Source organism: Agrobacterium sp. K11 (assembly GCF_059429395.1).
This window is the reverse complement of record NZ_JCAHRB010000004.1, coordinates 479776-506420: the sequence shown is the minus strand read 5'-3', so window position 1 is coordinate 506420 and position 26645 is coordinate 479776. Positions and strand designations below refer to the sequence as shown.

Sequence of the window (26645 nt, the reverse complement as noted above, 5' to 3'; positions counted from 1 at the left end):
GAATGTGGAAATTCCAAATTTTGTGCAGGATCGCCCGTTTTTGACTTCACATTTTTAGCGAACACGATATGCATTTTGCAGGTGGGGGCTAATCGAAAAGGTTCCCCCTATAATTAACATAAACGAGGCGTGGCTCATTAGAGGTCATGCCCAGGGGAAAGACATGGAGTATTTTATCCAGCAGCTCATCAACGGGCTGACTCTTGGATCGATCTACGGCCTCATCGCAATTGGCTATACGATGGTCTACGGCATCATCGGCATGATCAACTTCGCTCATGGCGATATTTTCATGCTTGGCGGTTTCGCCGCGCTGATCGTTTTTCTGATCGCAACATCGTTTTTTGCCGGTATTCCGGTGGCGCTTCTTCTGATTTTGATGATGGTCGTCGCCATGCTGATGACCGGCCTGTGGAACTGGGTGATCGAGCGCGTGGCCTACCGTCCGCTCAGAGGCTCGTTCCGCCTTGCGCCGCTGATCACCGCCATCGGCATGTCGATCGCGCTGTCCAACTTCATCCAGGTGACACAGGGTCCGCGTAACAAGCCGATCCCGTCAATGGTGACGGACAGCTACCATTTCGGCTCCATCACCGTCTCGCTGAAGCAGTTCATCATCATGGCGGTGACGTCGGTGCTGCTGTTCGCCTTCTGGTACATCGTCAACAAGACTCCGCTCGGCCGGGCGCAGCGCGCCACGGAACAGGACCGCAAGATGGCGGCCCTTCTGGGTGTGGATGTCGACAAGACGATCTCGATCACCTTCATCATGGGTGCCGCACTCGCGGCGGTCGCCGGTACGATGTATCTGATGTATTACGGTGTCGCATCCTTCAACGATGGCTTCATTCCGGGCGTCAAGGCGTTTACCGCAGCGGTTCTCGGCGGTATCGGTTCGCTTCCGGGCGCCGTTCTCGGCGGTCTCCTGATCGGCCTCATCGAATCTCTCTGGTCCGCCTATTTCTCCATTGCCTACAAGGACGTCGCGGCATTCGGCATCCTGGCTTTCGTGCTGATCTTCAAGCCGACCGGCATTCTCGGTCGTCCGGAAGTCGAGAAGGTGTGATCCCATGACCAATATCGCTTCCGAAAACGACACTTCCAGCCCGAGCCTGATGGCAACGGCGGTGAAGGAAGGCATCTTTGCGGGCATCGTCTCGCTCGGCATGTTCATTCTTTACGTCGGTATCGTCACCTATCAGGACATCAATAACCAGCTTATCTGGGGCACCCGCTGGGGGCTTCTGTCGATCTTCGTCGGCGTCGCCGCCATCGGCCGTTTCCTGATGGTCGGCTTCATCCGGCCGTCGATGGATCGCCGCAAGCTTGCCAAGGCCAAAAGCGGCATTCTGGAAATCTCCGAGGAAAAAGGCTTTTTCCACAAGCACTTCCTGAAGCTCGCGCTTGTCCTGCTGCTGCTTTATCCCGTCGTCGCCGTGCAGCTGTTCGGTTTTCAGGGCTCGCTGAAATTCGTCGACAATTTCGGCATCCAGATCCTGATCTATGTGATGCTGGCGTGGGGCCTCAACATCGTCGTTGGCCTCGCGGGCCTGCTCGATCTCGGTTATGTGGCCTTCTATGCGGTGGGCGCCTATTCCTACGCGCTGCTGTCAAGCCATCTCGGCCTGTCCTTCTGGGTGCTTCTGCCGGTGGCCGGCATTCTCGCGGGCTTCTGGGGCATCATTCTCGGCTTCCCGGTGCTCAGACTTCGTGGCGACTATCTTGCCATCGTCACGCTCGCCTTCGGTGAAATCATCCGTCTCGTGCTGTTGAACTGGACGGATGTGACCAAGGGCACCTTCGGCATTTCCGGCATCGCCAAGGCGTCTATCTTCGGCATCTGGTCCTTCGATGTCGGCGCGCCGAACAATTTCGCCAAGGCCTTCGGCCTGACGATGTCGTCGGCCTATTACAAGATCTTCCTGTTCTACGTGATCCTGCTTCTGTGCATGCTGACGGCTTACGTCACCATCAAGCTGCGCCGCATGCCGATCGGCCGGGCGTGGGAAGCTTTGCGTGAAGACGAAATCGCCTGCCGTTCGCTCGGCATCGATACCGTCATCACCAAGCTTACCGCTTTTGCGACAGGCGCGATGTTTGGCGGTTTCGCCGGTTCCTTCTTCGCCGCCCGTCAGGGTTTCGTATCGCCGGAAAGCTTCGTCTTCCTGGAATCGGCCGTCATCCTTGCCATTGTCGTTCTCGGCGGCATGGGTTCGCTCACGGGCATCGCCATTGCCGCCCTCGTCATGGTCGGCGGCACGGAGCTGCTGCGCGAAATGGAATTCCTGAAGCATGTCTTCGGGCCTGATTTCACGCCGGAACTCTACCGCATGCTCCTGTTCGGTCTCGCCATGGTCATTGTCATGCTGTTCAAGCCGCGCGGCTTTGTCGGCTCACGAGAACCGACGGCCTTCCTCAGGGAACGCAAGGCCGTCTCGGGCAGCTTTACCAAGGAAGGTCACGGTTGATGGCTTCCGGAACGACAAACATGACACCCAATCTAACTGGCGACACGATCCTCAAGGTCGAACATCTCTCGATGCGGTTTGGCGGCCTGATGGCCATCAATGACTTCTCCTTCGAGGCGAAGCGCGGCGAGATCACGGCGCTGATCGGCCCGAACGGTGCTGGAAAGACCACTGTTTTCAACTGCATCACCGGCTTCTACAAGCCGACGATGGGCATGATCACCATGCGTCAGCAAAACGGCGAGGCGCATCTTCTGGAGCGCCTGCCGGATTTCGAGATTACCAAGAAGGCGAAGGTGGCGCGTACCTTCCAGAACATCCGCCTGTTTTCGGGTCTGACGGTTCTGGAAAACCTGCTGGTGGCGCAGCACAATGCGCTTATGAAGGCATCGGGCTACACCATTCTCGGTCTTCTCGGCCTGCCCGCCTACAAGAGGGCGGTCAACAGTTCGATCGATAAGGCGAAATACTGGCTGGACAAGGCCGATCTGACCGACCGCGCCGACGACCCGGCCGGCGATCTGCCCTATGGCGCGCAGCGCCGTCTGGAAATTGCCCGCGCCATGTGCACGGGGCCGGAACTTCTGTGCCTCGATGAACCGGCGGCCGGTCTCAACCCGAAGGAATCGCTGGCGCTCAATGCGCTACTGCGCGGTATCCGCGACGAAGGCACGTCGCTGCTTCTGATCGAGCACGACATGTCGGTGGTGATGCAGATTTCCGATCACGTCGTGGTTCTCGAATACGGCCAGAAGATTTCCGACGGTTCGCCGGACCATGTGAAGAACGACCCGAAGGTCATCGCCGCCTATCTGGGTGTCGAGGATGATGAAGTGGAAGACGTGATTGCGGAAGAACTCGACGGAGGAGTGGCCTGATGTCCGGTGAACCGCTTCTCAAAGTACAGGGTGTCGAAACCTACTACGGTAACATCCGGGCCTTGGCCGGTGTCGATGTCGAGGTCAACAAGGGCGAGATCGTCAGCCTTATCGGCGCCAACGGCGCCGGCAAATCGACACTGATGATGACCATCTGCGGCAGCCCGCAGGCGCGCACTGGCCAGGTGACGTTCGACGGCGAAGACATTACCCGCCTGCCGACGCACCTTATCGCCCGCAAGCGCATTGCCCAGTCACCCGAGGGCCGCCGGATTTTCCCGCGCATGACGGTGCTGGAAAACCTGCAGATGGGCGCCAATCTCGACAACCTCAAATATTTCAAAGAGGACGTCGAGAAGATTTTCGTCATGTTCCCGCGGCTGAAAGAACGTCAGAGCCAGCGTGGCGGTACGCTTTCCGGCGGCGAGCAGCAGATGCTCTCCATCGGCCGCGCGCTGATGGCACGGCCGAAACTGCTGCTTCTCGACGAGCCGTCGCTGGGCCTTGCCCCGCTGATCGTCAAGGGCATCTTCGAGGCCATCAAGAAGCTCAACCAGGAAGAGGGCCTGACCGTCTTCCTCGTTGAACAGAACGCCTTTGCGGCACTGAAGCTTTCCGACCGCGCCTATGTGATGGTCAACGGCAAGGTGACGATGAGCGGTTCGGGCAGGGAATTGCTGGCTGATCCGCAGGTACGCGCGGCCTATCTCGAAGGCGGCCGGCACTGAAAGATTTTACTTGCGCCGGAAATTTTGCGGCGCAAGATAACGAACCGCCGCCGGCCGTTTTCGAAGGGGAAATGGCCGGTGGCAAACAATAAAATGCCTGCCGGAAAAACGGCGGGACGACAACAAGGCAGGGCCGGACATTTGCATCCCGGCGCTGATGGGGAAAGAAGATGCAGGGCCTTTTATTCGAGACCGATAGCGGCGTGCGTTATATTCTGCGCGCACTGGTTGTTCTTCTTGGTTTCTGGACGGCGTGGCGCACGGGCAGATCCGTCGCCGATGGCTGGGGCGATTTCCCGCGTGTGGTGATCTATACGCTGGCTTTGGGGCTCGTGATGCGGTTTCTGCATTTCGCGCTTTTCAACGGGCCGTTCATCAACGGCTTCTACTACGTGTTTGACGTCGTTCTTCTTCTGGCTTTTTCAAGCATCGGTTTCCGCATGCGCAGGACGAGCCAGATGGTCAATAACTACTATTGGCTCTACGATCGGACGTCGGCATTTTCATATAAAAAGAAAGATTGACAGCCGGATTCCTCCGGCTGCACGATACTCGCGTGAGTGGAACGTTTCCTGTTCGGTTAAGGTGGGTACTGAACAGGTCCTGGTAGTCAACCCATCCAAAGGAACTGGGAGTATAGTAATGAAGAAGTCTCTTCTTTCCGCCGTTGCGCTGACCGCCATGGTCGCCTTCAGCGGTTCGGCCTGGGCCGATATCGTGATCGCTGTCGGCGGCCCGCTGACAGGCCCGAACGCCGCATTTGGCGCTCAGCTTCAGAAGGGTGCTGAACAGGCTGCGAAGGATATCAATACTGCAGGCGGCATCAACGGCGAGCAGATCAAGATCGTTCTCGGCGATGACGTTTCCGACCCGAAGCAGGGTATCTCGGTTGCCAACAAATTCGTTGCTGATGGCGTGAAGTTCGTCGTCGGTCACTTCAACTCCGGCGTCTCCATTCCGGCTTCCGAAGTTTATGCCGAAAACGGCATTCTCGAAGTAACGCCTGCTGCGACCAACCCTGTTTTCACCGAGCGTGGCCTGTGGAACACCTTCCGTACCTGCGGTCGTGACGACCAGCAGGGTGGCATTGCCGGCAAGTATCTGGCCGACCACTACAAGGACGCCAAGATCGCCATCATTCACGACAAGACCCCCTATGGTCAGGGCCTTGCCGACGAAACCAAGAAGGCAGCCAATGCGGCCGGCCTGACGGAAGCCATGTATGAAGGCGTCAATGTCGGCGACAAGGACTTCTCCGCACTGATCTCCAAGATGAAGGAAGCCGGCGTTTCCGTTATCTACTGGGGTGGCCTGCACACCGAAGCCGGTCTGATCATCCGCCAGTCGGCTGACCAGGGTCTGAAGGCGAAGCTCATCTCGGGCGACGGTATCGTCTCGAACGAACTTGCTTCCATCGCCGGCGACGCCGTCGAAGGTACGCTGAACACCTTCGGTCCCGATCCGACGCTGCGTCCTGAAAACAAGGAACTGGTAGAGAAGTTCAAGGCCGCCGGCTTCAACCCGGAAGCCTACACGCTCTACTCCTACGCCGCCCTGCAGGCGATTGCCGGTGCTGCCAAGGCTGCCGGTTCCGTTGAGCCGGAAAAGGTTGCCGAAGCTCTGAAGAAGGGCACCTTCCCGACCGCACTTGGCGATATCTCCTTCGACGAGAAGGGCGACCCGAAGCTTCCCGGTTACGTCATGTACGAGTGGAAGAAGGGCCCGGACGGCAAGTTCACCTACATCCAGCAGGGGACGTAAGTCTTACTGGACTGCAATATGGAGGCCCGGTCGCAAGACCGGGCTTTCTGCTTTCTGGTGCGGGGCATTTCCGGCGTCAGCACCCAGCCAGCCCAAGTCCTTGGGCTAAAACACTTTCCGAGCCGCACGTCAGACGGATTCCGTCTCAAAGACGGAGTGACGGTGATGGGAAAGGCTCGAAACACTTGGCTCCGATCGCGCCTTCAGCCAGCTTCAGCCGCCAGCCTCTCCAGCACAATATCGGCACGTTCCGTGACGGGGGCTTTCGGCAGTACAATCGTCTCATAATCCAGACGGGCATAGTCGTGCAGCAGGCGTTGATATTCCTCCACTGCCACCTCGAAACCATGCTTGCGCTCGCTGTCGCCTCGGTAGATCTCCGGCCAGGGCGGGGTGAGGAAGACCAGCGGGTTGTAGCGGTGCGTGCGCCGCAGCGTTTCGATGAATCCATCGCCGCTAATATGATGAAGTGCTGAGGCGGCGTCGATCAGGCCGCGGTCGAAGAAGACGAAGTCTTCCGCTGGCGCCTTTTGCCGGTCCTCCAGCGCCATGGCGATCGCCCGGCGGGCAAAGGCTTCCAGGTCGATCCAGGGGAGGGCGGTGCCGTTATTTCTCGTTTCCTCAGTAACGATGCGCCGCCCCGGTTCCTCGACGGTCGCGAAACCACGGTGAGCAAGCTCGGCAAGCAGGGTTGATTTGCCGCCGCCGGAGCAGCCGGAAAGAATAATGAAATGGTGCATGGGAACCTCCCTGCGCGGGGTTTGGGTTGGATGGAAGGTGATGTTTCTTGGGGGGGACTGAATTGCGGCGTTGCCGCTTGTTTCTTTCCTCGAGGGGAGAAGAAATATGCTGCACTCGCTCGGCGAATAAGTCGATGCTCTACGCTTAAGCGGAAAATATATGTTTTTCCAACCGTGTCACATCAGATGCAGCCGTCACCCCTGATGCAAAATATGCGCGGCCTTGACGGCGGCGGAGGCGCGGTTTTCGACACCGAGTTTGACGTAAATCTGTTCCAGATGTTTGTTCACGGTTCTGGCGGAAAGGCCGAGAATATCGCCGATATCGCGGTTGGATTTGCCTTTGGCAATCCACAGCAGAACTTCCGATTCCCGCGTTGTCAGGGCAAAGTGGTCCTTCAGCAGGTGGTCGTCGGATTTCTCGTTGGCGGCTGTCAGACGGAAGAGATATTCGTCCGGTCCCATTGCGCCGAGGAAGGATAGCTGCAAAGCGGGCCGCCCGGCCTCGGTGATCGTCAGCGGTGCATCGCGGGCGGAATCCACTGTTGTCCTGTCGGCCAGCCAGCCGGAAATATGGGCAACGACGATCTCCAGCCCATCATCACGGCCGGTGGCGGCGTTGACCAGCCGGGTTGCCTGTGGTGTGGACCAGTGGATCGCGCCGTTGGCGCGCACGGCAAGCAGGTGGCGTCCGGCGGCATCAAGCGCCACGCGGGCGCTCTGCGCCGAGCGGGCATTGGAGAGATGCACACGGATGCGGGCGCGCAGCTCATCGATGTTGATCGGCTTGGTCAGATAGTCGACACCGCCGGATTCGAGCGCCCGCACCACATGTTCGGTTTCCGTCAGCCCGGTCATGAAGATGACAGGCACCTGGGCCATGGCGGCGTTGGCCTTCAGGCGGCGGCAGGTTTCGAAACCGTCCATGGCCGGCATGACCGCATCGAGCAGGATGATATCGGGCGTGATGCGTTCGGCAATGTTGAGCGCGGCCTGACCGGATGTGGCGATCAGCGCCGAAAAGCCTGACTGTTCCAGCGCATCGGTGAGGAACCCCAGCGCTTCCGGGCTGTCATCCACCAGCAATACAATGTCTCTCGGCAGTGCTGCGCCTTGCCCGCTCATGCCTTGCCGTCTCCCCTGTCGCTCTCTTCAAACCGCTTTAGAAAGTGGGCGTAACCGGCCAGATCGAAGGCCTGCACATAGGTGCCAAGCTCTTGCGTGAAGGGCAGGTTGTTGGTGTTGCGGGCGAGATCTGCGAGTTTTGCCTCTATGCCGCGTATGTAGCCTATTTCGCCGAGCCTCTGCAAATCCTTGATATGAATTGCGCCGGGATGAACGATCTGCGCCGGCGGCTGGGGGATGGGTGCCGGGGGAAGGTCGGTATCGTAAATCCATTTCAGGCCGAGATGCACCGCAAGCCTGTCGCACAGGTGGCGGATATCGACCGGCTTGGCGATGGCGTCGTTGTGATTGTCTTCTCCGGCACCCGCTACGGTGCCGTCACCGATATTGGCCGAGAGCATGATGAGCGGAGCCGTCTGCCCTGCTTCACGCAACTTCGTCACAAGCTGCCAGCCGGACATTCCGGGCATGGAGATATCGATGAGAAAGAGGTCGGGCTGCACGCCTTCGATGAGTGTCAGGCATTCCGGTCCGCTTTGGGCGGTCAGCACCACGAAATCGAGCGGCGAAAGCACCTGCCGCATCAGCTCGCGGTGATCCTCGTTATCATCAACCACCACGATGGTGCGGCGTGGGCCCGAATAGGAGCGAATGGTTTTTTCCGGCGCAGGTGCGGTACTTGGCCGGTGCACGGCCGACAGCATGAGACGGACGCGGAAGGTGGAGCCGTTGTCCTTTTCACTGGAGACGGAAATCTCGCCGCCCAGTGTGTTGGTCAGAAGCCTCGTGATGGTGAGGCCGAGGCCAAGGCCCGGCATGGGGCGCACGCTTTCGGCCTCGCCGCGCTGGAAAGGCTCGTAGATGCGGGCGAGGTCTTTTTCGGCAATGCCGCGCCCGGTATCCGACACCGTGAAGCTCGCCACCTGGCTGCGATAGGCGACATCGAAGGTGACGCTGCCCTCGTCGGTGAACTTGATGGCGTTGGAGAGCAGGTTGACGAGGATCTGGCGCAGACGCTTTTCATCCGTGCGGACATATTGCGGCAGGGAATGGGCGCGTTCATGCCGGAATTCCAGACCCTTGGCCTGCGCCTGCGGGCGGAACATATCGACGATCTGGTCGAGGAAATCCTGAATATTGATCTCGTTGGAATAGACCTGCAGGCGGCCAGCCTCAATCTTGGAAATATCCAGAAGCCCGTCGATCAGGCCGGAGAGATGGTCGGCGGAACGGCGAATGACCTTGATGGCCGATTGCCGCGGCGCGGGAATGGTCTCATCGCGTTCGAGGATCTGGGCGTAGCCTAAAACAGCGTTGAGCGGCGTGCGCAATTCGTGGCTGAGGCCGACCACGTAGCGGCTCTTGGCGCGGTTGGCGGCCTCAGCCGTTTCCTTGGCGTCCTGAAGGGCGGCGTCAGTCTTCTTGTGTGCGGCGATTTCCTTCAACAGCAGCGTGTTCTGGCGTGAGGATTCCTCTTCCGCAACCACCCGGCTGTCATGGGCAAGAACCAGAAACCAGCAGACGATGCCGGCAATGACGGCAAAGACGAAAAACACGATGAGGATGGTGCGGTTGACCACGTCAGCCGTTGCCGGCGAGGCGGTGCCGACCTGATGGGCGATGAGCGCCAATATGCCGCCAATGGCGGTGACGGCGATGGCCGCCGCCATGCCATAACGTCCGAGCCGTGTGGCGAGTTTTGCAACCAGTTGGTGGGGCAGGAAAGATTTTGCGACCGTCGCGACCTGATAGTTGAGTTTGGCCTTCGGCTTGCACATGTCATGGCAGCGGCTGTCCAGCGAGCAGCAGAGCGAACAGATCGGCGCCGCATAGGCCGGACACCATGCCATGTCTTCCGGCTCGAACGGGTGTTCGCAGATGGAGCAGGTGATGGCGCTCAGCTCGCGCCATTTCTGGCGCGGCTTGCGGGCCAGATAGAATTTGCCCTTCGTGCCCCAGGCGATCAGCGGCGAGGCGATGAAGGCGACGATGAGGGTGAGATAGGGCGCAAGCGAGGCAGCGAGTGCGCCGAAGGTGCCGAAATGCGCCATCAGCGCAATGGTGGCCGAAAGCGCCATGGAGCCGACGCCGACGGGATTGATATCGTAGAGATGGGCGCGCTTGAACTCGATGCCCGGTGGGGCAAGGCCGAGCGGCTTGTTGATGAACAGATCGGCCGAGATGGTGCAGAGCCAGGCCATGGCGACGATGGAAAAAATGCCGAGCGTTTCTTCCAGCAGGCGATAGATGCCGAGTTCCATCAACAGCAGCGCGATCACCACGTTGAAGACCAGCCAGACCACGCGGCCGGGGTGGCTGTGGGTGAGGCGGGAAAAGAAGTTGGACCAGGCGAGCGAGCCCGCATAGGCGTTCATGACGTTGATCTTCAGCTGCGAGACCACCACGAAGGCGACCATCAGCAGCATGGCCGCCGTATGGTTGGGGATCATATAGCCGAAGGCGGTGAGATACATCTGGGCCGGATCGGCGGCGCGGTCCACCGAGACGCCGGAACTGAAGGTCAAGACCACGAGGAAGGAACCGGCCAGCAGCTTCGGCACGCCCACGACGACCCAGCCAGCACCGGCCAGAAAGACCGCGATGCGATGGCGCAGGCGGCTCTGGCCCTCGGCGGGCAGGAAGCGCAGGAAATCCACCTGTTCGCCGATCTGTGACATCAGCGCGAGGATGACGGCAGACGCCGCGCCGAATTCCACCAGATTGAAATGGGCCACGGTGCCCGGCGGACCGGAGGCGTGATGAATGCCGGAAAACGCCCGCCACAGGTCGTATTTTTCCCAGTCCATCAAAGCGATGAAGATGAAGGGCAATACGTTCAGCACGATCCAGAAGGGCTGGGTAATGATCTGGAAACGGCTGATGAGGCGCACGCCGTGGGTGACGAGCGGAATGACCATGACGGCAGAGATGATGTAGCCGATCCACAGGGGAATGCCGAGCGCCAGCTCCAGCGCGCCGGACATGATCGACGCCTCTATGGCGAAGAGCATGAAGGTGAAGGCGGCGTAGATCAGCGAGGTGATGGTGGAGCCGATGTAACCGAAGCTCGCGCCGCGTGTCAGGAGATCGATATCGACGCCGTGACGGATGGCGTAACGGCTGATCGGCAGGCCGACGGCAAGCATGGCAATGGCCGCGACGATGATGGCGTAAAAGGCGTTGGTGGTGCCGTATGACAGCGTGATCGCGCCGCCGATGGCTTCCAGTGCCAGAAAGGAAATAGCGCCGATGGCGGTGTGGGAGATGCGGTTGGACGAAAATTGCCGGGCGCTTTTAGCGGTGAAGCGCAGCGCATAATCTTCCAGCGTCTGGTTGGCGACCCAGCGGTTATATTCGCGCCTGACGGGGATGATGCGTTGCCGTGCGGCCATGCCTAGGATCCAGCCCCTTTCCGCAAAAGGTGTTTTGCCATTCTCACAGCCGCACCGACATGCCGCCATCCACCGTCAGCACATGGCCGTTGACGAAGGAGGACGCGTCGCTGGCCAGAAACAGGGCGGCACCGGCGATTTCATCCGGCCTGCCCCAGCGTTCCAGCGGCACGCGCAGTTTGGCAAAGGCGACCATGTCAGGGTTTTCGGCAAGGGCCGCATTGGTTTCCGTGGCGAACATGCCGGGTGCAATGGCGTTGCTGGTGATGCCGCGCGCACCATATTCGACAGCGATTGCGCGCATCAGCCCTGTCAGCCCCTGCTTGGCAACGGGATAGATCGCATCGCCCGGCCTGACGATGTGGCCGAGAATGGAGGTGATGGTGATGATGCGGCCGTAACTGTTGGTATTCATGGCTTGCGCGGCATCTCGCGACAGCGAGACGGAGGAGGTGAGGTCGGTGCGGATAAGCTCCAGCACGTCCTCGTCGCTGAATTCGGAAAGTGGGCGGCGGTCGCGTGCGCCGACATTGTTGACGAGGATATCGAGATGGCCGAATTCGTCCATGATGCGGTGGACGAGGGCAGTTCCGGCGGCGGTATCGGCAATGTCGAAAGCGGCATAATCGGCTTTTCCGCCGGCTTGCCGAAGTATGCCTGCTGCCTGTTCCAGCGCCTCGGCGTTACGGCCGGTCAGCCACACATGGGCGCCAGCCTCGGCAAAGGCCCTGGCGATTTCGAAACCGAGGCCGCGGCCGCTGCCGGTGATGATGGAGATGCGGTTTTCGAGAGAGAATTTTTTGAGAATGCCCATCGCTCACCTTCTTGCTTTAGAGCATCGGACCGAAAACCGTGTCGCGGTTTCGGAAAAGCCGATGCGGTTGGTCAAAGCCACGCAACGTCTTCGAGTTTGCGCATAGGCAAGAATATTCCACGCAGGGCAGAGGGCGAAAGGTCGCCTGTCCGGTCCGGCCGTTCGGTGGACATAAAAATGGCGTCGCCCGGTTGCGGGCGACGCCATGTCTTGGGTTATCAGGCAGCAGCCGACTTTGCGAGCGGCACTTCTGCAATCGTCTTCAGAACGACGGAAGCGATCTGGTAAGGGCAGCCCTGCGAGTTCGGACGACGGTCTTCGAGGTAACCACGGTAACCGTTGTTGACGAAGGAGTGCGGAACGCGGATCGAGGCGCCACGGTCGGCAACGCCGTAGGAGAACTTGTTCCACGGAGCGGTTTCGTGCTTGCCGGTCAGGCGCAGGTGGTTGTCCGGACCGTAAACGTCGATATGCTCCTGCCAGTTCTTGGCGAAAGCTGCCATGAGGGCTTCGAAATACTCCTTGCCGCCAACTTCACGCATGAACTTGGTGGAGAAGTTGCAATGCATGCCCGAACCGTTCCAGTCGGTATCGCCGAGCGGCTTGCAATGGAATTCGACGTCGATGCCGTACTGTTCGCAAAGACGCAGCAGCAGGTAACGGGCGATCCAGATCTGGTCGGCGGCGCGCTTGGAGCCCTTGCCGAATACCTGGAATTCCCACTGGCCCTTGGCCACTTCGGCATTGATGCCTTCGTGGTTGATGCCGGCTTCGAGGCAGAGGTCGAGATGTTCTTCAACGATTTCGCGGGCAACCGAGCCGACGTTCTTGAAGCCGACGCCGGTGTAATACGGACCCTGCGGAGCCGGATAACCCTGCTCGGGGAAGCCGAGCGGGCGGCCGTCCTGGTAGAAGAAATATTCCTGTTCGAAGCCGAACCATGCGTCCTCGTCGTCGAGGATGGTCGCGCGGCTGTTCGATGCATGCGGGGTGACGCCGTCAGGCATCATGACTTCGCACATGACCAGTACGCCGTTGGTGCGGGCCGGATCGGGATAGATCGCGACGGGCTTCAGCACGCAATCCGAAGAGTGGCCTTCGGCCTGCTGTGTGGACGAGCCATCAAAACCCCAAAGCGGCAGCTGCTCGAGCGTCGGGAATTCATCGAATTCCTTGACCTGTGTCTTGCCGCGCAGGTTGGGGACCGGCTTATAACCGTCAAGCCAGATGTACTCGAGTTTGAACTTAGTCATTACGAACCTCTCATAGGTAACAATGCGAAGCCTTGAGGCTTGCCGTGGCTTTCGCCACCGGAAGCACATTCGCGTTCAAGGGCTGGCCATATAGATGCATGCCGCGTGCCAGATTGGCGATGTTTTGCGAATTCTTCGAAAAATCTTTCAGGCATGCTCAGGGCCGAGGGGGCCCATATGGCCATTAACCGCTCATGCTGCACTGCGGCAGGTAAATCGAACCCTAATGTTTCGTCAGTGATTCCTAACAGATAGCGGGTGGCATCGCTCAAAATGCCCTGTTGCGGTGCAATGTTTTCGATTGCGAACGACGGATCGGCATTTGCCCCAAAAACCGGCGCTTCCGGAATGGTTTTTCTTGCTGAATGACCATTTAATGCCTATATTTTTCGCAACGTGATTTTTTTTTAATCAGATGGAGCTAAACCAGAGCTAACGGGTTTGCTTCACAACCAAAGTGCTTCGATGCAAACAAAGTGAGATGTTCGATATGGCAACTGGCTTTCATCGTGAAACGGCAACGATCTTTCAATTTCCGGTCGGCGGACGCGCGGGGCTCTCAAAGTTCCGTAACATCGGGCTGAGCGATCTGGAGCGCGAGGCACGTCAGCCGCATGTCGATTTCGGCTCCTGGTATCATGACGATGCGATCCGCGACGAAGAGCGGGAAGACAAGCCGCACGCCTGATGTGAAGCGTCGCTGATCGTTTCTTCTCCCCTGCCGGGGAGAAGGTGGCGCGAAGCGCCGGATAAAGGGACGACTTCTCAGTCTGTCTCCGACCTCGCACCCTCGACCCGCGCCGCTCTCGTCTTGCCTGCCGGAGAAGAAGCAAGTTGAAACGCCAAGTTTCACATCGATTGCCCCGGCCGGATTTCCCTCTCCCCAACACTCCCTGCAGCTTTCGCCACCCCGCCTACGTCAATTGACGTATACGGTTTCTCGCCCGCGAGATCGATAGTCCTTTCCAGCAGCGGTCAACGATGCCGCTGAAGCCCCATGAGGGCTAAACAAGGAGAGGGGTTCTTCCGATGACATTCCGCAAGACGCTTAGCGCCGCGCTGCTCGGCGCAATCATGTCCACCACCGCCTTCCATGGCGCATTTGCCGCCGACGATACGATCAAGGTAGGCGTGCTGCATTCTCTTTCCGGCACCATGGCGATTTCAGAGACGACGCTGAAGGATGCCATGCTGATGCTCATCGACGAGCAGAACAAGAAGGGCGGCGTTCTCGGCAAGAAGCTCGAAGCCGTCGTGGTCGACCCGGCCTCCGACTGGCCGCTGTTTGCCGAAAAGGCCCGCCAGCTGATTTCGCAGGACAAGGTCGCGGCCGTTTTCGGTTGCTGGACATCTTCGTCGCGCAAATCCGTGCTGCCGGTTTTCGAAGAACTGAATTCCCTGCTGTTCTACCCGGTGCAGTATGAGGGTGAAGAATCCTCCCGCAACATCGTCTACACGGGTGCAGCGCCTAACCAGCAAGCCATTCCGGCCGTCGATTATCTCGCCAAGACCGAAGGCGTCGAGCGCTGGGTTCTGGCAGGTACCGACTATGTCTACCCGCAGACCACAAACAAGATCCTGAAGGCCTACCTGATGTCGAAGGGCGTCAAGGAAGAGGACATCATGATCAACTACACGCCGTTCGGCCAGTCCGACTGGCAGACGATCGTGTCCGACATCAAGAAGTTCGGCTCGGCCGGCAAGAAGACCGCCGTTGTCTCCACCATCAATGGTGACGCCAACGTGCCCTTCTACAAGGAGCTTGCGAACCAGGGCATCAAGGCCGAGGACATTCCGGTCGTCGCCTTCTCGGTCGGTGAAGAAGAGCTTGCCGGTCTCGATACCGCGCCGCTGGTCGGCCACCTTGCCGCCTGGAACTACTTCCAGTCTGTCGATACCGAGGTCAACGCCGAATTCATCAAAACCTGGCATGCGTTTACCAAGAACGACAAGCGCGTGACGAACGACCCGATGGAAGCCGCCTATATCGGTTTCAACGCCTGGGTTAAGGCTGTCGAAACCGCAGGTACGACCGATACGGACGCAGTTCTTGACAGCATCATCGGCGTTTCCGTGCCGAACCTTTCTGGCGGTTACTCCACCGTCATGCCGAACCACCACATCACCAAGCCGGTGCTGATCGGTGAAATCCAGGCCGATGGTCAGTTCGAAATCGTGCAGCAGACGCCACAGGTCGTGGGTGACGAATGGTCGGATTATCTGCCTGACTCGAAGGATCTGATTTCGGATTGGCGCAAGCCGATGTCCTGCGGCAACTTCAACGTTGCGACCGGTAAGTGCGGCGGCAAGGGTAGCTGATAAGGAAACGAACGCCGCCCCTCTTTGGAGGGGCGGATTGTTTACAAACTGAGCCAGAATTACCCCCCTCTGTCCTGCCGGACATCTCCCCCTCAAGGGGGGAGATCGGCAAGATGCTCTCCCGCCATTTCATCCTTGAACGTCGAGATGGACGGGACCTTGCCACGGGTCGATCTCTCCCCTTGAGGGGGAGATGCCCGGCAGGGCAGAGGGGGGTGAAGCCGCATATTCAGGTCGTGCCACACGCAACCGCAGAGTCGCAAACCGCTCCAAGGAACCCGACATGACGATCCGATCTTTTCTCGGAGCCATCTTCCTCTGGCTCACCCTGGGGATCGCCGCCCAGTCCCTCGCGCAGAGCGATCCGAAGGCGCTGATCGACCAGCTCGGCACGGCTGACTTCAAGCAGGCCGAAACATTGATCGGCCAGATTGCTGCCACCGGCGACGCGCGGGTGGTGCCGGCGCTTGAGGCTTTTGCATCAGGCGATCTTTACGTGCGCAAGGCCGACAATCTGGTGTTCATGACCAAGCCGTCGGGTTCCAATTTCACGCTCATCGATCCGCTGACCGGCGAAAGCGCTGGCGAAGCGCCGAAGGCGGCGGTTACCAAGATCAGGGTCAACAACAATCTGCGTCGCGTCATCCGCGCCGCGATGGGCGGCCTGACGTTGCTCAGTCCGGAACGCTCGGTGCGGCTTTCCGCCGCCGATGCGGTTCTGAAAGCCCCCAGTGCCGAAAATCTGGAATTGCTGGAAGCGGCCATATCCAAGGAAACCGACAAAGAGGTGCGGACGCGGATGGAGGAGGCGCGGGCTGTCTCGCTGCTTTCTTCCGACCGCCCCCTTGAGGTGAAGAAAGAAGCGATCGCCACCATCAAGGCGCTTGGCGGGCGCGATGCGATCAGCATTCTGATGGCGGCGACGCCCACGGTTGATCCGAGCCTGAAGCCGGATGTGGACGAGGCGATTTCGAGCATCGAGAGTTCCCTTGCCTTCTGGGATTACGCACAGAATGTCTGGTACGGCCTGTCGCTCGGTTCCGTGCTGCTGCTCGCCGCCATCGGTCTTGCCATCACCTTCGGCGTCATGGGCATCATCAATATGGCGCATGGCGAGATGGTGATGATCGGCGCCTATTCCACCTTCATGGTGCAGGAGTTGATCCGCAGCCATTTCCCCGGCCTGTTCGACTGGTCACTGGCGATTGCCCTGCCGGCCGCCTTTCTGGTCACAGCCTGCGTCGGCCTCATCATGGAGCGCGGCGTCATCCGCTATCTCTACGGGCGACCGCTGGAAACGCTGCTCGCCACCTGGGGTATCTCGCTGATCCTGCAACAGGGCGTGCGTTCCATCTTCGGCCCGACCAACCGTGAGGTCGGCAGCCCGAGCTGGATGTCCGGCTCCTTCAGCGTTGGTTACCTCAACTTCACCTGGAACCGCGTGTGGATCGTCTGCTTCTCGCTTTCCGTCTTCTTCGCGCTGCTGGTGCTTTTGAAGCGCTCCGCCTTCGGCTTGCAGATGCGCGCTGTGACCCAGAACCGCCGCATGGCCTCTTCCATGGGCATCCGCACGCCCTGGGTGGATGCCTTCACCTTCGCGCTCGGTTCCGGCGTTGCCGGCCTTGCCGGGGTAGCGCTGTCGCAAATCGACAATGTCTCGCCCAATCTCGGCCAGAGCTACATCATCGACAGTTTCATGGTGGTGGTGTTCGGCGGGGTCGGCAATCTCTGGGGAACGCTCGTGGGTGCGCTGTCGCTCGGCGTGCTCAACAAGTTCCTTGAGCCGACGGTGGGCGCCGTGCTCGGCAAGATCCTCGTGCTCGTTCTCATCATCCTGTTCATCCAGAAGCGGCCGCGTGGTCTCTTCGCACTCAAGGGAAGGGCGATCGAAGCATGATTACCGGCTTCCTCCTGCGCGCGCTCGATCGCCGCATTTCCATCGCCATCGGCATCATCCTGGCCATCGCCGTGCTGGTGCCCGCCTCCAATCTGCTGTTGCCGGCTGACAGCGCGTTCCGCATCCCGACCTACATCATGTCGATGCTCGGCAAATATCTGGCCTATGCGCTGCTGGCGCTGGCGCTTGATCTGGTCTGGGGATATTGCGGCATTCTCTCGCTCGGCCACGCCGCCTTCTTCGCGCTCGGGGGTTATGCCATGGGCATGTATCTGATGCGGCAGATCGGCACGCGCGGTGTTTACGGCCATCCCGTGCTGCCTGACTTCATGGTGTTCCTCAACTGGAAGGAACTGCCGTGGTTCTGGCATGGCTTCGACATGTTCTGGTTTGCAGCACTGATGGTGCTGGTTGTGCCCGGCCTGCTCGCCTTCGTGTTTGGCTGGTTCGCCTTCCGCTCGCGCGTCAACGGCGTTTACCTCTCCATCATCACGCAGGCCATGACCTACGCCCTGCTGCTTGCCTTCTTCCGCAACGACATGGGTTTCGGCGGCAACAATGGTCTCACCGATTTCAAGGATATTCTCGGCTTTTCCGTGCAGGCGGATGGCACCCGTGCCGTGCTGTTTGCGATGACGGCCGTGATGCTGGCGCTTTCGCTGCTGATTGCATCCGGCATCGTCAATTCCAAATTCGGCAAGGTGCTGGTGGGCGTGCGCGATGCCGAAAGCCGGGTGCGCTTCCTCGGTTTCCGGGTGGAAAACATCAAGCTCTTTACCTTCGTCGTCTCGGCCATGATGGCGGGCATTGCCGGTGCGCTGTTCGTGCCGCAGGTGGGCATCATCAATCCTGGCGAATTCTCCCCCGCCAACTCCATCGAGGTGGTGGTTTGGACCGCAGTCGGCGGGCGCGGCACGCTGATCGGGCCGATCATCGGCGCGCTCCTGGTCAATGGCGGCAAGAGCTATTTCACCGGCGCTTTCCCCGAATTCTGGCTGTTTGCACTGGGTGGGCTGTTCATCGCGGTGACGCTGTTCTTCCCCAAGGGCATCGTCGGCACCGTGCAGCATTATCTGGTCGGGCGGCGCGAAAAGCGTGTTGCGCGGGCGGCAAGTGCGGCCGGACAACCGGGCAATGACAGTGCTGCAACAGCGGCGCAACAGGCGGCGGAGTGAGGCTGATATGAACACGGTTTCCGAAAACAGAACCAAAAGCCTGCTTTATCTCGACGGTGTTTCCGTTTCCTTCGACGGGTTCAGGGCGCTCAATTCCCTGTCCTTCGTGGTGGAGCCGGGCGAGCTGCGGGCCATCATCGGTCCGAATGGCGCCGGCAAAACGACGATGATGGATATCATCACCGGCAAGACCCGGCCGGATACCGGCACGGTGCTGTTCGAAGACAGCATCGACCTCACGAAAAAGGACGAGGCGGATATTGCCCAGCTGGGCATCGGGCGTAAATTCCAGAAGCCAACGGTGTTTGAAAGCCATACCGTCTGGGACAATCTGGAATTGGCGTTGAACCGCAAACGCGGCGTCTTCGCCACGCTGTTCTACAGGCTGACAGCGGAGGACAAGGCGCGCATCGAGGAAATCCTCGCCACCGTGCGTCTCAGCCACCGCCGCGGCGATCTTGCGGCCAACCTCTCGCACGGCCAGAAACAGTGGCTGGAAATTGGCATGCTGCTCGCGCAGGAGCCGAAGCTGCTTCTGGTGGACGAGCCGGTGGCCGGCATGACGGATGCGGAGACAGCCGAAACCGCCGTGCTTCTGAAAGAAATCGCCAAGACCCGCTCGGTCGTGGTGGTGGAGCACGACATGGGCTTCATCCGCGAGCTGGGCGTGAAGGTGACGTGTCTTGCCGAGGGCTCGGTGCTGGCTGAAGGGTCGATCGATTTTGTGTCCAGCGATCCGAAGGTGATCGAGAATTATCTGGGGCGGTGATGGAAGCGTCTGCGGCTTTACCCCCCTCTGCCCTGCCGGGCATCTCCCCCACCGGGGGGGAGATCGGCAAGCGGCTAACACCCTGCTCCAAGACCAGTAGGCGATGGGACGAGCGGGAACGGCATCTGATTTCCCTCCTTGTGGGGGAGATGCCCGGCAGGGCAGAGGGGGGTAGCGCCGCCCACCAAAGCATCAATGGAGTTGCACCATGCTGAACGTCGAAAACATCAACCTCCACTATGGCGCAGCGCAAGCCCTGCGGGGCGTGTCTCTGAAAGCGGAGATGGGCAAGATCACCTGTGTTCTCGGCCGAAACGGCGTAGGCAAAAGCTCGTTGTTGCGCGCGGTCACCGGCCAGCATGCCATCAGTGGCGGGTCGATCAGCTTTGAAGGGGCAGCACTGGATGGGCTGGCACCTTACCACCGGGCCAAGCGCGGTGTCGGCTACGTGCCACAGGGGCGTGAAATCTTTCCGCTGCTCAGCGTGCAGGAAAACCTCGAAAGCGGTTATGCGCCGCTGCCGCGCAAGGAGCGTTTCATTCCCGACGATATTTTCAGCCTGTTTCCTGTGCTGCAATCCATGCTGGGAAGACGCGCCGGCGACCTGTCCGGTGGCCAGCAGCAGCAGCTCGCGATCGGCCGGGCGCTGGTGACGAGGCCGAAAATCCTCGTTCTCGACGAGCCGACCGAAGGCATTCAGCCGTCGATCATCAAGGATATCGGCCGCGCAATCAAATATCTCAGGGATTCCACCGGTATGGCGATCCTGCTGGTCGAGCAATATCTGGATTTCTGCCGTGAGCTTGCCGACTATGTCTACATCATGGACCGGGGCGAAATTGTGCATGACGGGCTTGCCGAAACGCTGGATACGCCCGAGGCGCGTCGCCATCTGACAGTATAAATCGAGACTAGAAGCCACGCACGCCGATCACGGCGTGCAAACGGCGGATTAATATTTTGAAAGTCTATGCGTGTCTGCATGGCTTTTATGCGCAATTTTAGCATTTCATTGAATAAACGCCTGTGATATTGGCAGCGGAAATGCTGCATGCGAGACACAGACGAAGTCTATTCGCACGCCGCGACAGTTGATCCCTTACATTCCACGCGCGTCCGACGTATCGTCGGGGAAACCGTGCCCAATAAAGGCGTGTCAATGCATCAAGACTTTGCCCTTGGCCGGGCTGCCCGGCTGTTCCGCTCCGCCCGCACCCTGTTTCTGGGTCTTGCGATCTGCGCGAGCGCGAGTGTCGCAGCGTCGGCCTCGACCTGCGGTCAGCTTGCTCAACCCGGCGTGGAACCGGGCAGGCATGATTTTTCCATTCTCTCCAGTGGTCAGAAACGCGAAGGCGTTTATTTCGTTCCATCCGCCTATGACGGAAAAAAACCGGTGCCTGTGGTGTTCGATTTCCACGGCTCCAACAGCAATCCGCACGGACAGCTGAACCGCAGCGGCTGGGACAAGCTTGCCGAGCGCGACGGCCTGATGGTGGTGGCGCTGGCGGGCAGCCTCAATGGCGAATTGCCCGGCACCCATGCCTGGAATGTTCCTGGTGTTACCACCCGTCCCGGCGGGCTGGATGAGGTGAGCTTCATTCGCGATGCAATTGCCATGGTGAAAGGCAAGTTCTGCGTGGATGAGGAGCGCTTTTACGGTTCCGGTTATTCCGGCGGCGGGCGCATGCTGTCGCAATTCATCTGCAATGGTAGCGCGGATTTCACCGCTGCCGGCTTCGTTGCATCGTTGCGCGCGGGTTATCCGCTGGAGACCGAGGGCAAATGGGGACCGGATGCGGCAAGCTGCAAGCCGGCGCGGCCGATGTCGATCATCGCCTTTGCGGGTCTGAAGGATCCGGCCAATCCCTATCAGGGTGGTGGCAAGTCCTACTGGCAATATGGCGGCGAGACGGCGCTGAAACGCTGGGCGGAAATGGACGGCTGCAAGGGCGGCGCGAAAACCAGACCGGGCGAGAGCTTCACCGTCAATTCCTATGACGTCTGCAAGGGCGGGGCACGTATCCAGTCCTATGTCATTGACAATTGGGACCATGCCTGGCCGCGCGCCACCATGAAGGCGGAAGTGCTGGCAGCGTCGGCGGTCCTTACCCGCAAGCCGGGTGGCGAGCAGACGCCGAAGGCGGAACCCGCCGTGGAGCGCAAGATGCCCACAGGCGAAGTGACGCGCACGGTTGATGCGGCGGAAAGAATGTGGGATTTCTTCCGCAACACGGAAGGACAGATGGTGGTGGATGCCGTCGTCAAAAAAGATTGCGGCGCCAAGGCCGGGTCCGCTTCCGCAACCGTTTCGGAGACCGCGTGCAGCCAGAACAGCAAGCCATCCGCCCTTCCGGTCTCGAAGACGGCGAACCTGCCCGGCAGCAGCGCGCCCGTGGCAGAGGACGCATTGTAACCAAGGCTGTCGAAGGGCGCAGCCGGCTGGACCAATTGTTCCAGGAAGGTTGCGCCAAGATCCGCCTGCCGGATACGTTTTCCAACGAGATCGAGGCCATCCTCATCAACTCCTCCGGCGGATTGACCGGCGGAGATGAAATGGAATGGCAGGCTGTTGCCGGAGCCGGCACCTCGCTGGTGGTGACGACGCAGGCCTGCGAGAAGGTCTACAAGGCATCCTCCGGAACCGCCACCGTCACCGCCCGCGTTTCCGCAGGGCCGGGCGCCCGGTTGCACTGGCTGCCGCAGGAAACCATTCTTTTCGACCGCGCGTCGCTGACCCGCAGGCTGGAAGCCGATCTCGACGTAACCTCCGAATTCATCGCCGTCGAAGCCGTGCTGCTCGGGCGTCAGGCCATGGGCGAAGCGATGCAGCATGGCCTGTTCCGGGATCGATGGCGCATTCGCCATGGCGGCCGGCTGGTACATGCCGAAGAGCTGCTGCTTGCGGGTGAAGTGGCGGAGCTGACTGCAAAACCGGCGGTGCTTGCCGGGCAGGTGGCCTTTGCCACGCTTCTTTATATCGGGCCACTGGCCGAGGCGCTTTTGCCTAAAATCCGGGCTATTGCCGGGGAAAGCGGCGGCGCCAGCGAATGGCAGGGCAAGCTTGTCGTGCGCGTGTCCGCCGCCGACGGTTTCTCCCTTAGAAAAATACTTTTTCCGATCATTTCGCTCTTGCGAAACGGCGCGCCAGTGCCGAAAGTCTGGAATCTGTAAAGCTCCGGATCGCCCGCGACAGGCGACCTTCCGGGGTCTGTCAAACAAGTCGGATCAGCCCCCGAAACACTGTGTTTTGCGGGGCAGGTGCGAAAGCTGCGGGACGACGATGAACCTTACTCCGAGAGAAAAAGACAAGCTGCTGATTTCCATGGCCGCCATGGTGGCGCGCCGCCGGCTGGAGCGTGGCGTGAAGCTGAATTACCCGGAAGCGATTGCGCTGATTACCGATTTCGTTGTCGAGGGCGCCCGCGATGGTCGCGCGGTGGCCGACCTGATGGAAGCCGGCGCGCATGTCATTTCCCGAGATCAGGTTATGGAAGGCATCGCCGACATGATCCATGATGTGCAGGTGGAAGCAACATTTCCCGACGGCACCAAGCTTGTGACCGTTCACGAACCTATACGCTGAGGGGGACGATATGGCGCTGGAGCTTCGGCCCAATTGCGAATGCTGCGACCGTGATCTTGCCCCCGACAGTCGGGATGCGATGATCTGCTCGTTCGAGTGCACCTTTTGCGCCGATTGCGCGACCGATGTGCTCAAAGGCGCCTGCCCGAATTGCGGCGGCGAGCTGGTTCGCAGGCCCATCCGCCCGGCGGCCAAACTAGTCAACAATCCGGCATCGACGACACGGGTGCTGAAGGCTGAAGGCTGCGCGGCAGCCACCGCTGCTTGAGAGAGACAAAGGGGAGCACCATGAAACCAGGCGAAATCATTGCCGCAGAGGGCACCATCGAACTCAATGCCGGCCAGCCGACGGTGACGATCGAGGTTGCCAATACCGGTGACCGGCCGGTTCAGGTGGGCAGCCATTACCATTTCTTCGAGACCAATGCGGGTCTTGTCTTCGACCGCGATAAGGTGCGCGGCATGCGCCTCGACATTCCGGCTGGCACTGCGGTTCGTTTTGAACCCGGCCAGAAGCGGGAAGTGACGCTGGTGCCGCTTTCCGGCAAGCGTGAGGTTTACGGGTTTCGTCAACAGATCATGGGGAGGTTATGAGATGGCGACGGCACATTATCACGGAAGTTGCCAATGCGGCGACGTGAGCTTCGAGGTCGACGCCGATCTCGACCACACGGTCGTGTGCAATTGCTCGCGCTGCAAGCGCTTGGGCTCGACGCTTGCCTTTGCGCCTCGCGAAAAATTCACCCTGCTTTCCGGCGACGACAAGCTGACGGAATATCTCTTCAACAAGCACAAGATCCATCATCTGTTCTGCTCCACCTGCGGCATTGAGAGTTTTGCCTATGCCGATGGGCCGGATGGGACGCCGATGGTGGCGGTGAATACCAATTGCCTTGATGGTGTCGATCCGCGTGCGCTGAAGCCGCAGGCTTTCGATGGCGCGGCTGCCTGAGTGATGGCCATGACTTTGAAAAAATTCTGTTTCGGTGCGGCTGTCCTGCTGTCTCTTGCGGCGTCTTCCGCATTTGCCGACGACGCGCCCGATTGCACCTCGCCGCAAACGCAGGCCGATATGACAATCTGCGCCGGCAAGGATTACGAAAAGGCCGACAAGCAGTTGAACGCCGCCTACCAGAAGGTCCGCAAGCAGCTTGCCGAGCGTGACAAGACGGCAGACGAGAGCGGCAAGGGTGCCGTGGATGCATTGGTTGCCGCCCAGCGTGCGTGGGTGGCGTTTCGCGATGCCAATTGTGATGCCTTCGGGTTTCAGGCGCGTGGCGGCACGATGGAGCCGATGCTGGTTTCCTCATGCCTGGCCGATATGAGCAACAAGCGCGCTGATGAATTGCGCCAGTTGTCCGAAGGTTTCTGAACGGTATGGGGCGGCGGATCATGATTGTCGGAAACGGAGAAATGCCGCAGGGCGTGGCTGATCTCATCGACCTTTCCGACATTGTCATCCGCTTCAACGATTGCCGTTCGCTGGGCGCTGGCGGCAGCCGCACGGATGTGGTGGCCGTTTGCAACACCGGCCGGCCCGGCCGCGAGATGAGCGAAGGGGCCGCGTGGCGCGACAATGAGGGGGTGCAGCAGGCTTCCGCCGTCTGGTCGGTGCGCGATCCCGCGAAATTTTCGCAGATGGAGCCGGATATCCGCGCTCGCTGGCCCGAACTGACCGATTTTTGTGCCGATTATACCGCCGGTTTCGCAGCATTAGCCGAAGAGACCGGCAAGAGCCACCTCGTCATTCCGGGCGGGGTGCATGAGCGGCTTGATCACGCATTGCAGGTCTATGCGCCGGCCCCTTACGTCTGCCCGAGCACCGGGCTTCTTGCCATCGCCCATGTTCTGGAGACCGTGAGCGGCGGCGATGACGAGGTGGCGATTGCGGGCTTTGGTCATCACGGCTGGAACGGGCATCCGTTTGCCGCCGAAAAACAGCTTGTAGAGGCCCTCACACACGAGGGCCGGCTGACACGAATTTCTCCCATATCGATTTTCTCCGTGTCCGAAGGAGCCTGAACCCATGCCTTACAAGATTTCCCGCGCCGCCTATGCCGGCATGTTCGGCCCGACCGTCGGCGACAAGGTGCGTCTTGCCGATACCGAACTCTTCATCGAGATCGAGAAGGACTACACGACCTATGGCGAGGAAGTGAAATTCGGCGGTGGCAAGGTCATTCGCGACGGCATGGGCCAGAGCCAGGCGACGCGGGCCGAAGGCGCTGTCGACACCGTCATCACCAACGTCGTCATCGTCGACCATAGCGGCATCTACAAAGCGGATGTGGGTCTGAAGAACGGGCGCATCCACGCCATCGGCAAGGCGGGCAACCCCGATACGCAGCCGGGCGTGACAATCATTGTCGGCCCTTCGACAGAGGCGATTGCCGGCGAAGGCAAGATTCTGACTGCCGGTGGCATGGATGCACATATCCACTTCATCTGCCCGCAGCAGATCGAAGAAGCGCTGATGAGCGGCGTTACCTGCATGCTGGGCGGCGGTTCCGGCCCCGCTCATGGTACGCTTGCCACCACCTGCACCGGCGCGTGGCACATCGAGCGGATGATCGAGAGCTTCGATGCTTTCCCGATGAACCTCGCATTGGCGGGCAAGGGCAATGCTTCGTTGCCCGCGCCGCTGGAAGAGATGATCCTTGCCGGTGCCTCATCGCTGAAGTTGCACGAGGACTGGGGCACGACGCCCGCCGCCATCGACAATTGCCTGACGGTGGCTGACGAATATGACGTGCAGGTGATGATCCACACCGATACGCTGAACGAGAGCGGTTTCGTGGAAGACACGGTTGCCGCCATCAAGGGCCGCACCATCCATGCCTTCCACACCGAAGGGGCAGGCGGCGGCCATGCGCCTGATATCATCAAGGTCTGCGGCAATCCGAACGTCATCCCGTCTTCCACCAACCCGACGCGGCCCTACACCATCAATACGCTGGCCGAACATCTGGATATGCTGATGGTGTGCCACCACCTGTCGTCGTCCATCCCTGAGGATATCGCGTTCGCCGAAAGCCGCATCCGCAAGGAAACCATCGCGGCGGAGGATATTCTCCACGATATCGGCGCGTTCTCGATCATTTCCTCCGACAGCCAGGCCATGGGCCGTGTCGGTGAAGTGGCGATCCGCACCTGGCAGACAGCTGACAAGATGAAGCGCCAACGCGGCCGTCTGAAGGAAGAGACCGGCGAAAACGACAATTTCCGCGTCCGCCGTTACATCGCCAAATATACCATCAACCCGGCCATCGCGCAGGGCGTCAGCCATGAGATCGGCTCCATCGAAGTCGGCAAGCGTGCCGATCTGGTGTTGTGGAACCCGGCATTCTTCGGCGTGAAGCCGGAAATGGTGTTGCTCGGCGGTTCCATCGCCGCGGCACCGATGGGCGATCCGAATGCCTCCATTCCCACGCCGCAGCCGATGCATTACCGCCCGATGTTTGCCGCCTATGGCAAGCTGCGCACCAATTCCTCGGTTACATTTGTCAGTCAGGCGTCGCTGGATGCCGGCCTTGCAGGGCGTCTTGGTGTTGCCAAGAAGCTGATGGCGGTGAAGAACGTGCGCGGCGGCATTTCCAAGGCCTCGATGATCCACAATTCGCTGACCCCGCATATCGAGGTTGACCCGGAAACGTATGAGGTGCGCGCCGATGGCGAGCTTCTGACCTGTGAACCGGCGACGGTGCTGCCGATGGCGCAGCGTTATTTCCTGTTTTAACGGCGTT

General features: G+C 60.0%; 26 protein-coding genes. 21 read left to right on the top strand and 5 right to left on the bottom strand.

The window, feature by feature from the left end; all coding sequences use genetic code 11:
* Positions 1–163: 163 nt before the first annotated feature.
* The 6 genes from AC5SEO_RS12115 to AC5SEO_RS12090 all read left to right on the top strand — a co-directional run bounded on the left by AC5SEO_RS12115 (position 164) and on the right by AC5SEO_RS12090 (position 5835).
* Positions 164–1066, top strand: a complete 903-nt coding sequence (locus AC5SEO_RS12115) for a branched-chain amino acid ABC transporter permease (RefSeq protein ID WP_003513958.1) — start codon at positions 164–166, stop codon at positions 1064–1066.
* Positions 1067–1115: 49 nt separating this feature from the next.
* Positions 1116–2468, top strand: a complete 1353-nt coding sequence (livM, locus tag AC5SEO_RS12110) for a high-affinity branched-chain amino acid ABC transporter permease LivM (RefSeq protein ID WP_370647612.1) — start codon at positions 1116–1118, stop codon at positions 2466–2468.
* Positions 2468–3346, top strand: a complete 879-nt coding sequence (locus tag AC5SEO_RS12105) for an ABC transporter ATP-binding protein (protein ID WP_019565106.1) — start codon at positions 2468–2470, stop codon at positions 3344–3346. Before livM ends, AC5SEO_RS12105 begins: the two co-directional genes overlap by 1 nt.
* The gene (locus AC5SEO_RS12100) at positions 3346–4074 is read left to right on the top strand and encodes an ABC transporter ATP-binding protein (RefSeq protein WP_003513939.1); all 729 of its coding nucleotides are present in this window, start codon (positions 3346–3348) and stop codon (positions 4072–4074) included. The genes AC5SEO_RS12105 and AC5SEO_RS12100 overlap by 1 nt, the downstream gene beginning before the upstream one ends.
* 170 nt (positions 4075–4244) lie before the next feature.
* Entirely contained in the window at positions 4245–4598 is a 354-nt protein-coding gene (locus tag AC5SEO_RS12095; RefSeq protein WP_003513938.1) for a DUF6867 family protein, read from the top strand.
* Between the two features lie 118 nt (positions 4599–4716).
* On the top strand, positions 4717–5835 hold the full coding sequence (locus AC5SEO_RS12090; RefSeq protein WP_174068590.1) for a branched-chain amino acid ABC transporter substrate-binding protein: 1119 nt from the start codon (positions 4717–4719) through the stop codon (positions 5833–5835).
* 203 nt (positions 5836–6038) lie between these two features.
* On the opposite strand, the gene AC5SEO_RS12085 is transcribed toward AC5SEO_RS12090, so the two are convergent.
* From AC5SEO_RS12085 to AC5SEO_RS12065, 5 genes are all read right to left on the bottom strand, one after another.
* Positions 6039–6575, bottom strand: a complete 537-nt coding sequence (locus AC5SEO_RS12085; protein ID WP_313594470.1) for an AAA family ATPase — start codon at positions 6573–6575, stop codon at positions 6039–6041.
* 195 nt (positions 6576–6770) lie between these two features.
* Complete coding sequence (locus AC5SEO_RS12080; protein ID WP_111804606.1) at positions 6771–7700, bottom strand: response regulator; 930 nt, start codon at positions 7698–7700, stop codon at positions 6771–6773.
* Positions 7697–11092 carry a hybrid sensor histidine kinase/response regulator gene (locus AC5SEO_RS12075; protein WP_065658671.1) on the bottom strand — a complete coding sequence of 1132 codons (3396 nt, stop codon included), beginning with the start codon at positions 11090–11092 and terminating at the stop codon, positions 7697–7699. The genes AC5SEO_RS12080 and AC5SEO_RS12075 overlap by 4 nt, the downstream gene beginning before the upstream one ends.
* A gap of 43 nt (positions 11093–11135) precedes the next feature.
* Positions 11136–11906: an SDR family oxidoreductase gene (locus AC5SEO_RS12070; RefSeq protein WP_038492026.1), complete on the bottom strand. Its 771-nt coding sequence runs from the start codon at positions 11904–11906 to the stop codon at positions 11136–11138.
* A gap of 218 nt (positions 11907–12124) precedes the next feature.
* Positions 12125–13159 (bottom strand): glutamine synthetase beta-grasp domain-containing protein, encoded by a 1035-nt coding sequence (locus AC5SEO_RS12065; protein ID WP_003510168.1) that lies wholly within the window; start codon positions 13157–13159, stop codon positions 12125–12127.
* Positions 13160–13640: 481 nt separating this feature from the next.
* Between AC5SEO_RS12065 and AC5SEO_RS12060 the strand changes: the two genes are divergently transcribed.
* The 15 genes from AC5SEO_RS12060 to ureC all read left to right on the top strand — a co-directional run bounded on the left by AC5SEO_RS12060 (position 13641) and on the right by ureC (position 26638).
* Positions 13641–13847, top strand: coding sequence for a DUF2735 domain-containing protein (locus tag AC5SEO_RS12060; RefSeq protein WP_019565109.1), 207 nt, complete (start codon positions 13641–13643; stop codon positions 13845–13847).
* A 341-nt stretch (positions 13848–14188) separates the two neighbouring features.
* Positions 14189–15478, top strand: a complete 1290-nt coding sequence (gene urtA / locus AC5SEO_RS12055; protein WP_003513924.1) for an urea ABC transporter substrate-binding protein — start codon at positions 14189–14191, stop codon at positions 15476–15478.
* A 283-nt stretch (positions 15479–15761) separates the two neighbouring features.
* Entirely contained in the window at positions 15762–17375 is a 1614-nt protein-coding gene (gene urtB, locus AC5SEO_RS12050; RefSeq protein WP_025594332.1) for an urea ABC transporter permease subunit UrtB, read from the top strand.
* Positions 17372–18550: an urea ABC transporter permease subunit UrtC gene (gene urtC / locus AC5SEO_RS12045; RefSeq protein ID WP_003513919.1), complete on the top strand. Its 1179-nt coding sequence runs from the start codon at positions 17372–17374 to the stop codon at positions 18548–18550. Before urtB ends, urtC begins: the two co-directional genes overlap by 4 nt.
* A 7-nt stretch (positions 18551–18557) precedes the next feature.
* Positions 18558–19319, top strand: a complete 762-nt coding sequence (gene urtD / locus AC5SEO_RS12040) for an urea ABC transporter ATP-binding protein UrtD (RefSeq protein ID WP_003513917.1) — start codon at positions 18558–18560, stop codon at positions 19317–19319.
* A 208-nt stretch (positions 19320–19527) separates the two neighbouring features.
* Positions 19528–20223: an urea ABC transporter ATP-binding subunit UrtE gene (gene urtE / locus AC5SEO_RS12035; protein WP_174068587.1), complete on the top strand. Its 696-nt coding sequence runs from the start codon at positions 19528–19530 to the stop codon at positions 20221–20223.
* A gap of 255 nt (positions 20224–20478) precedes the next feature.
* The gene (locus AC5SEO_RS12030; RefSeq protein WP_019565111.1) at positions 20479–21732 is read left to right on the top strand and encodes a CE1 family esterase; all 1254 of its coding nucleotides are present in this window, start codon (positions 20479–20481) and stop codon (positions 21730–21732) included.
* The gene (locus AC5SEO_RS12025; protein WP_162701115.1) at positions 21639–22490 is read left to right on the top strand and encodes an urease accessory protein UreD; all 852 of its coding nucleotides are present in this window, start codon (positions 21639–21641) and stop codon (positions 22488–22490) included. The genes AC5SEO_RS12030 and AC5SEO_RS12025 overlap by 94 nt, the downstream gene beginning before the upstream one ends.
* A 109-nt stretch (positions 22491–22599) precedes the next feature.
* On the top strand, positions 22600–22902 hold the full coding sequence (locus AC5SEO_RS12020; RefSeq protein ID WP_003513909.1) for an urease subunit gamma: 303 nt from the start codon (positions 22600–22602) through the stop codon (positions 22900–22902).
* Between the two features lie 10 nt (positions 22903–22912).
* Positions 22913–23170, top strand: coding sequence for a DUF1272 domain-containing protein (locus AC5SEO_RS12015; protein WP_013636714.1), 258 nt, complete (start codon positions 22913–22915; stop codon positions 23168–23170).
* Positions 23171–23190: 20 nt separating this feature from the next.
* Positions 23191–23496, top strand: coding sequence for an urease subunit beta (locus tag AC5SEO_RS12010; protein ID WP_003491734.1), 306 nt, complete (start codon positions 23191–23193; stop codon positions 23494–23496).
* Position 23497: 1 nt separating this feature from the next.
* A complete protein-coding gene (locus tag AC5SEO_RS12005) occupies positions 23498–23854 on the top strand; it encodes a GFA family protein (protein WP_003513905.1) in 357 nt (118 codons plus the stop codon).
* 9 nt (positions 23855–23863) lie between these two features.
* A complete protein-coding gene (locus AC5SEO_RS12000) occupies positions 23864–24274 on the top strand; it encodes a lysozyme inhibitor LprI family protein (protein WP_003513903.1) in 411 nt (136 codons plus the stop codon).
* Positions 24275–24279: 5 nt separating this feature from the next.
* Positions 24280–24924 (top strand): glycosyltransferase family 29 protein, encoded by a 645-nt coding sequence (locus AC5SEO_RS11995; RefSeq protein ID WP_174068586.1) that lies wholly within the window; start codon positions 24280–24282, stop codon positions 24922–24924.
* A gap of 4 nt (positions 24925–24928) precedes the next feature.
* Complete coding sequence (ureC, locus tag AC5SEO_RS11990; RefSeq protein ID WP_013636712.1) at positions 24929–26638, top strand: urease subunit alpha; 1710 nt, start codon at positions 24929–24931, stop codon at positions 26636–26638.
* The last annotated feature ends 7 nt before the right edge of the window (positions 26639–26645 follow it).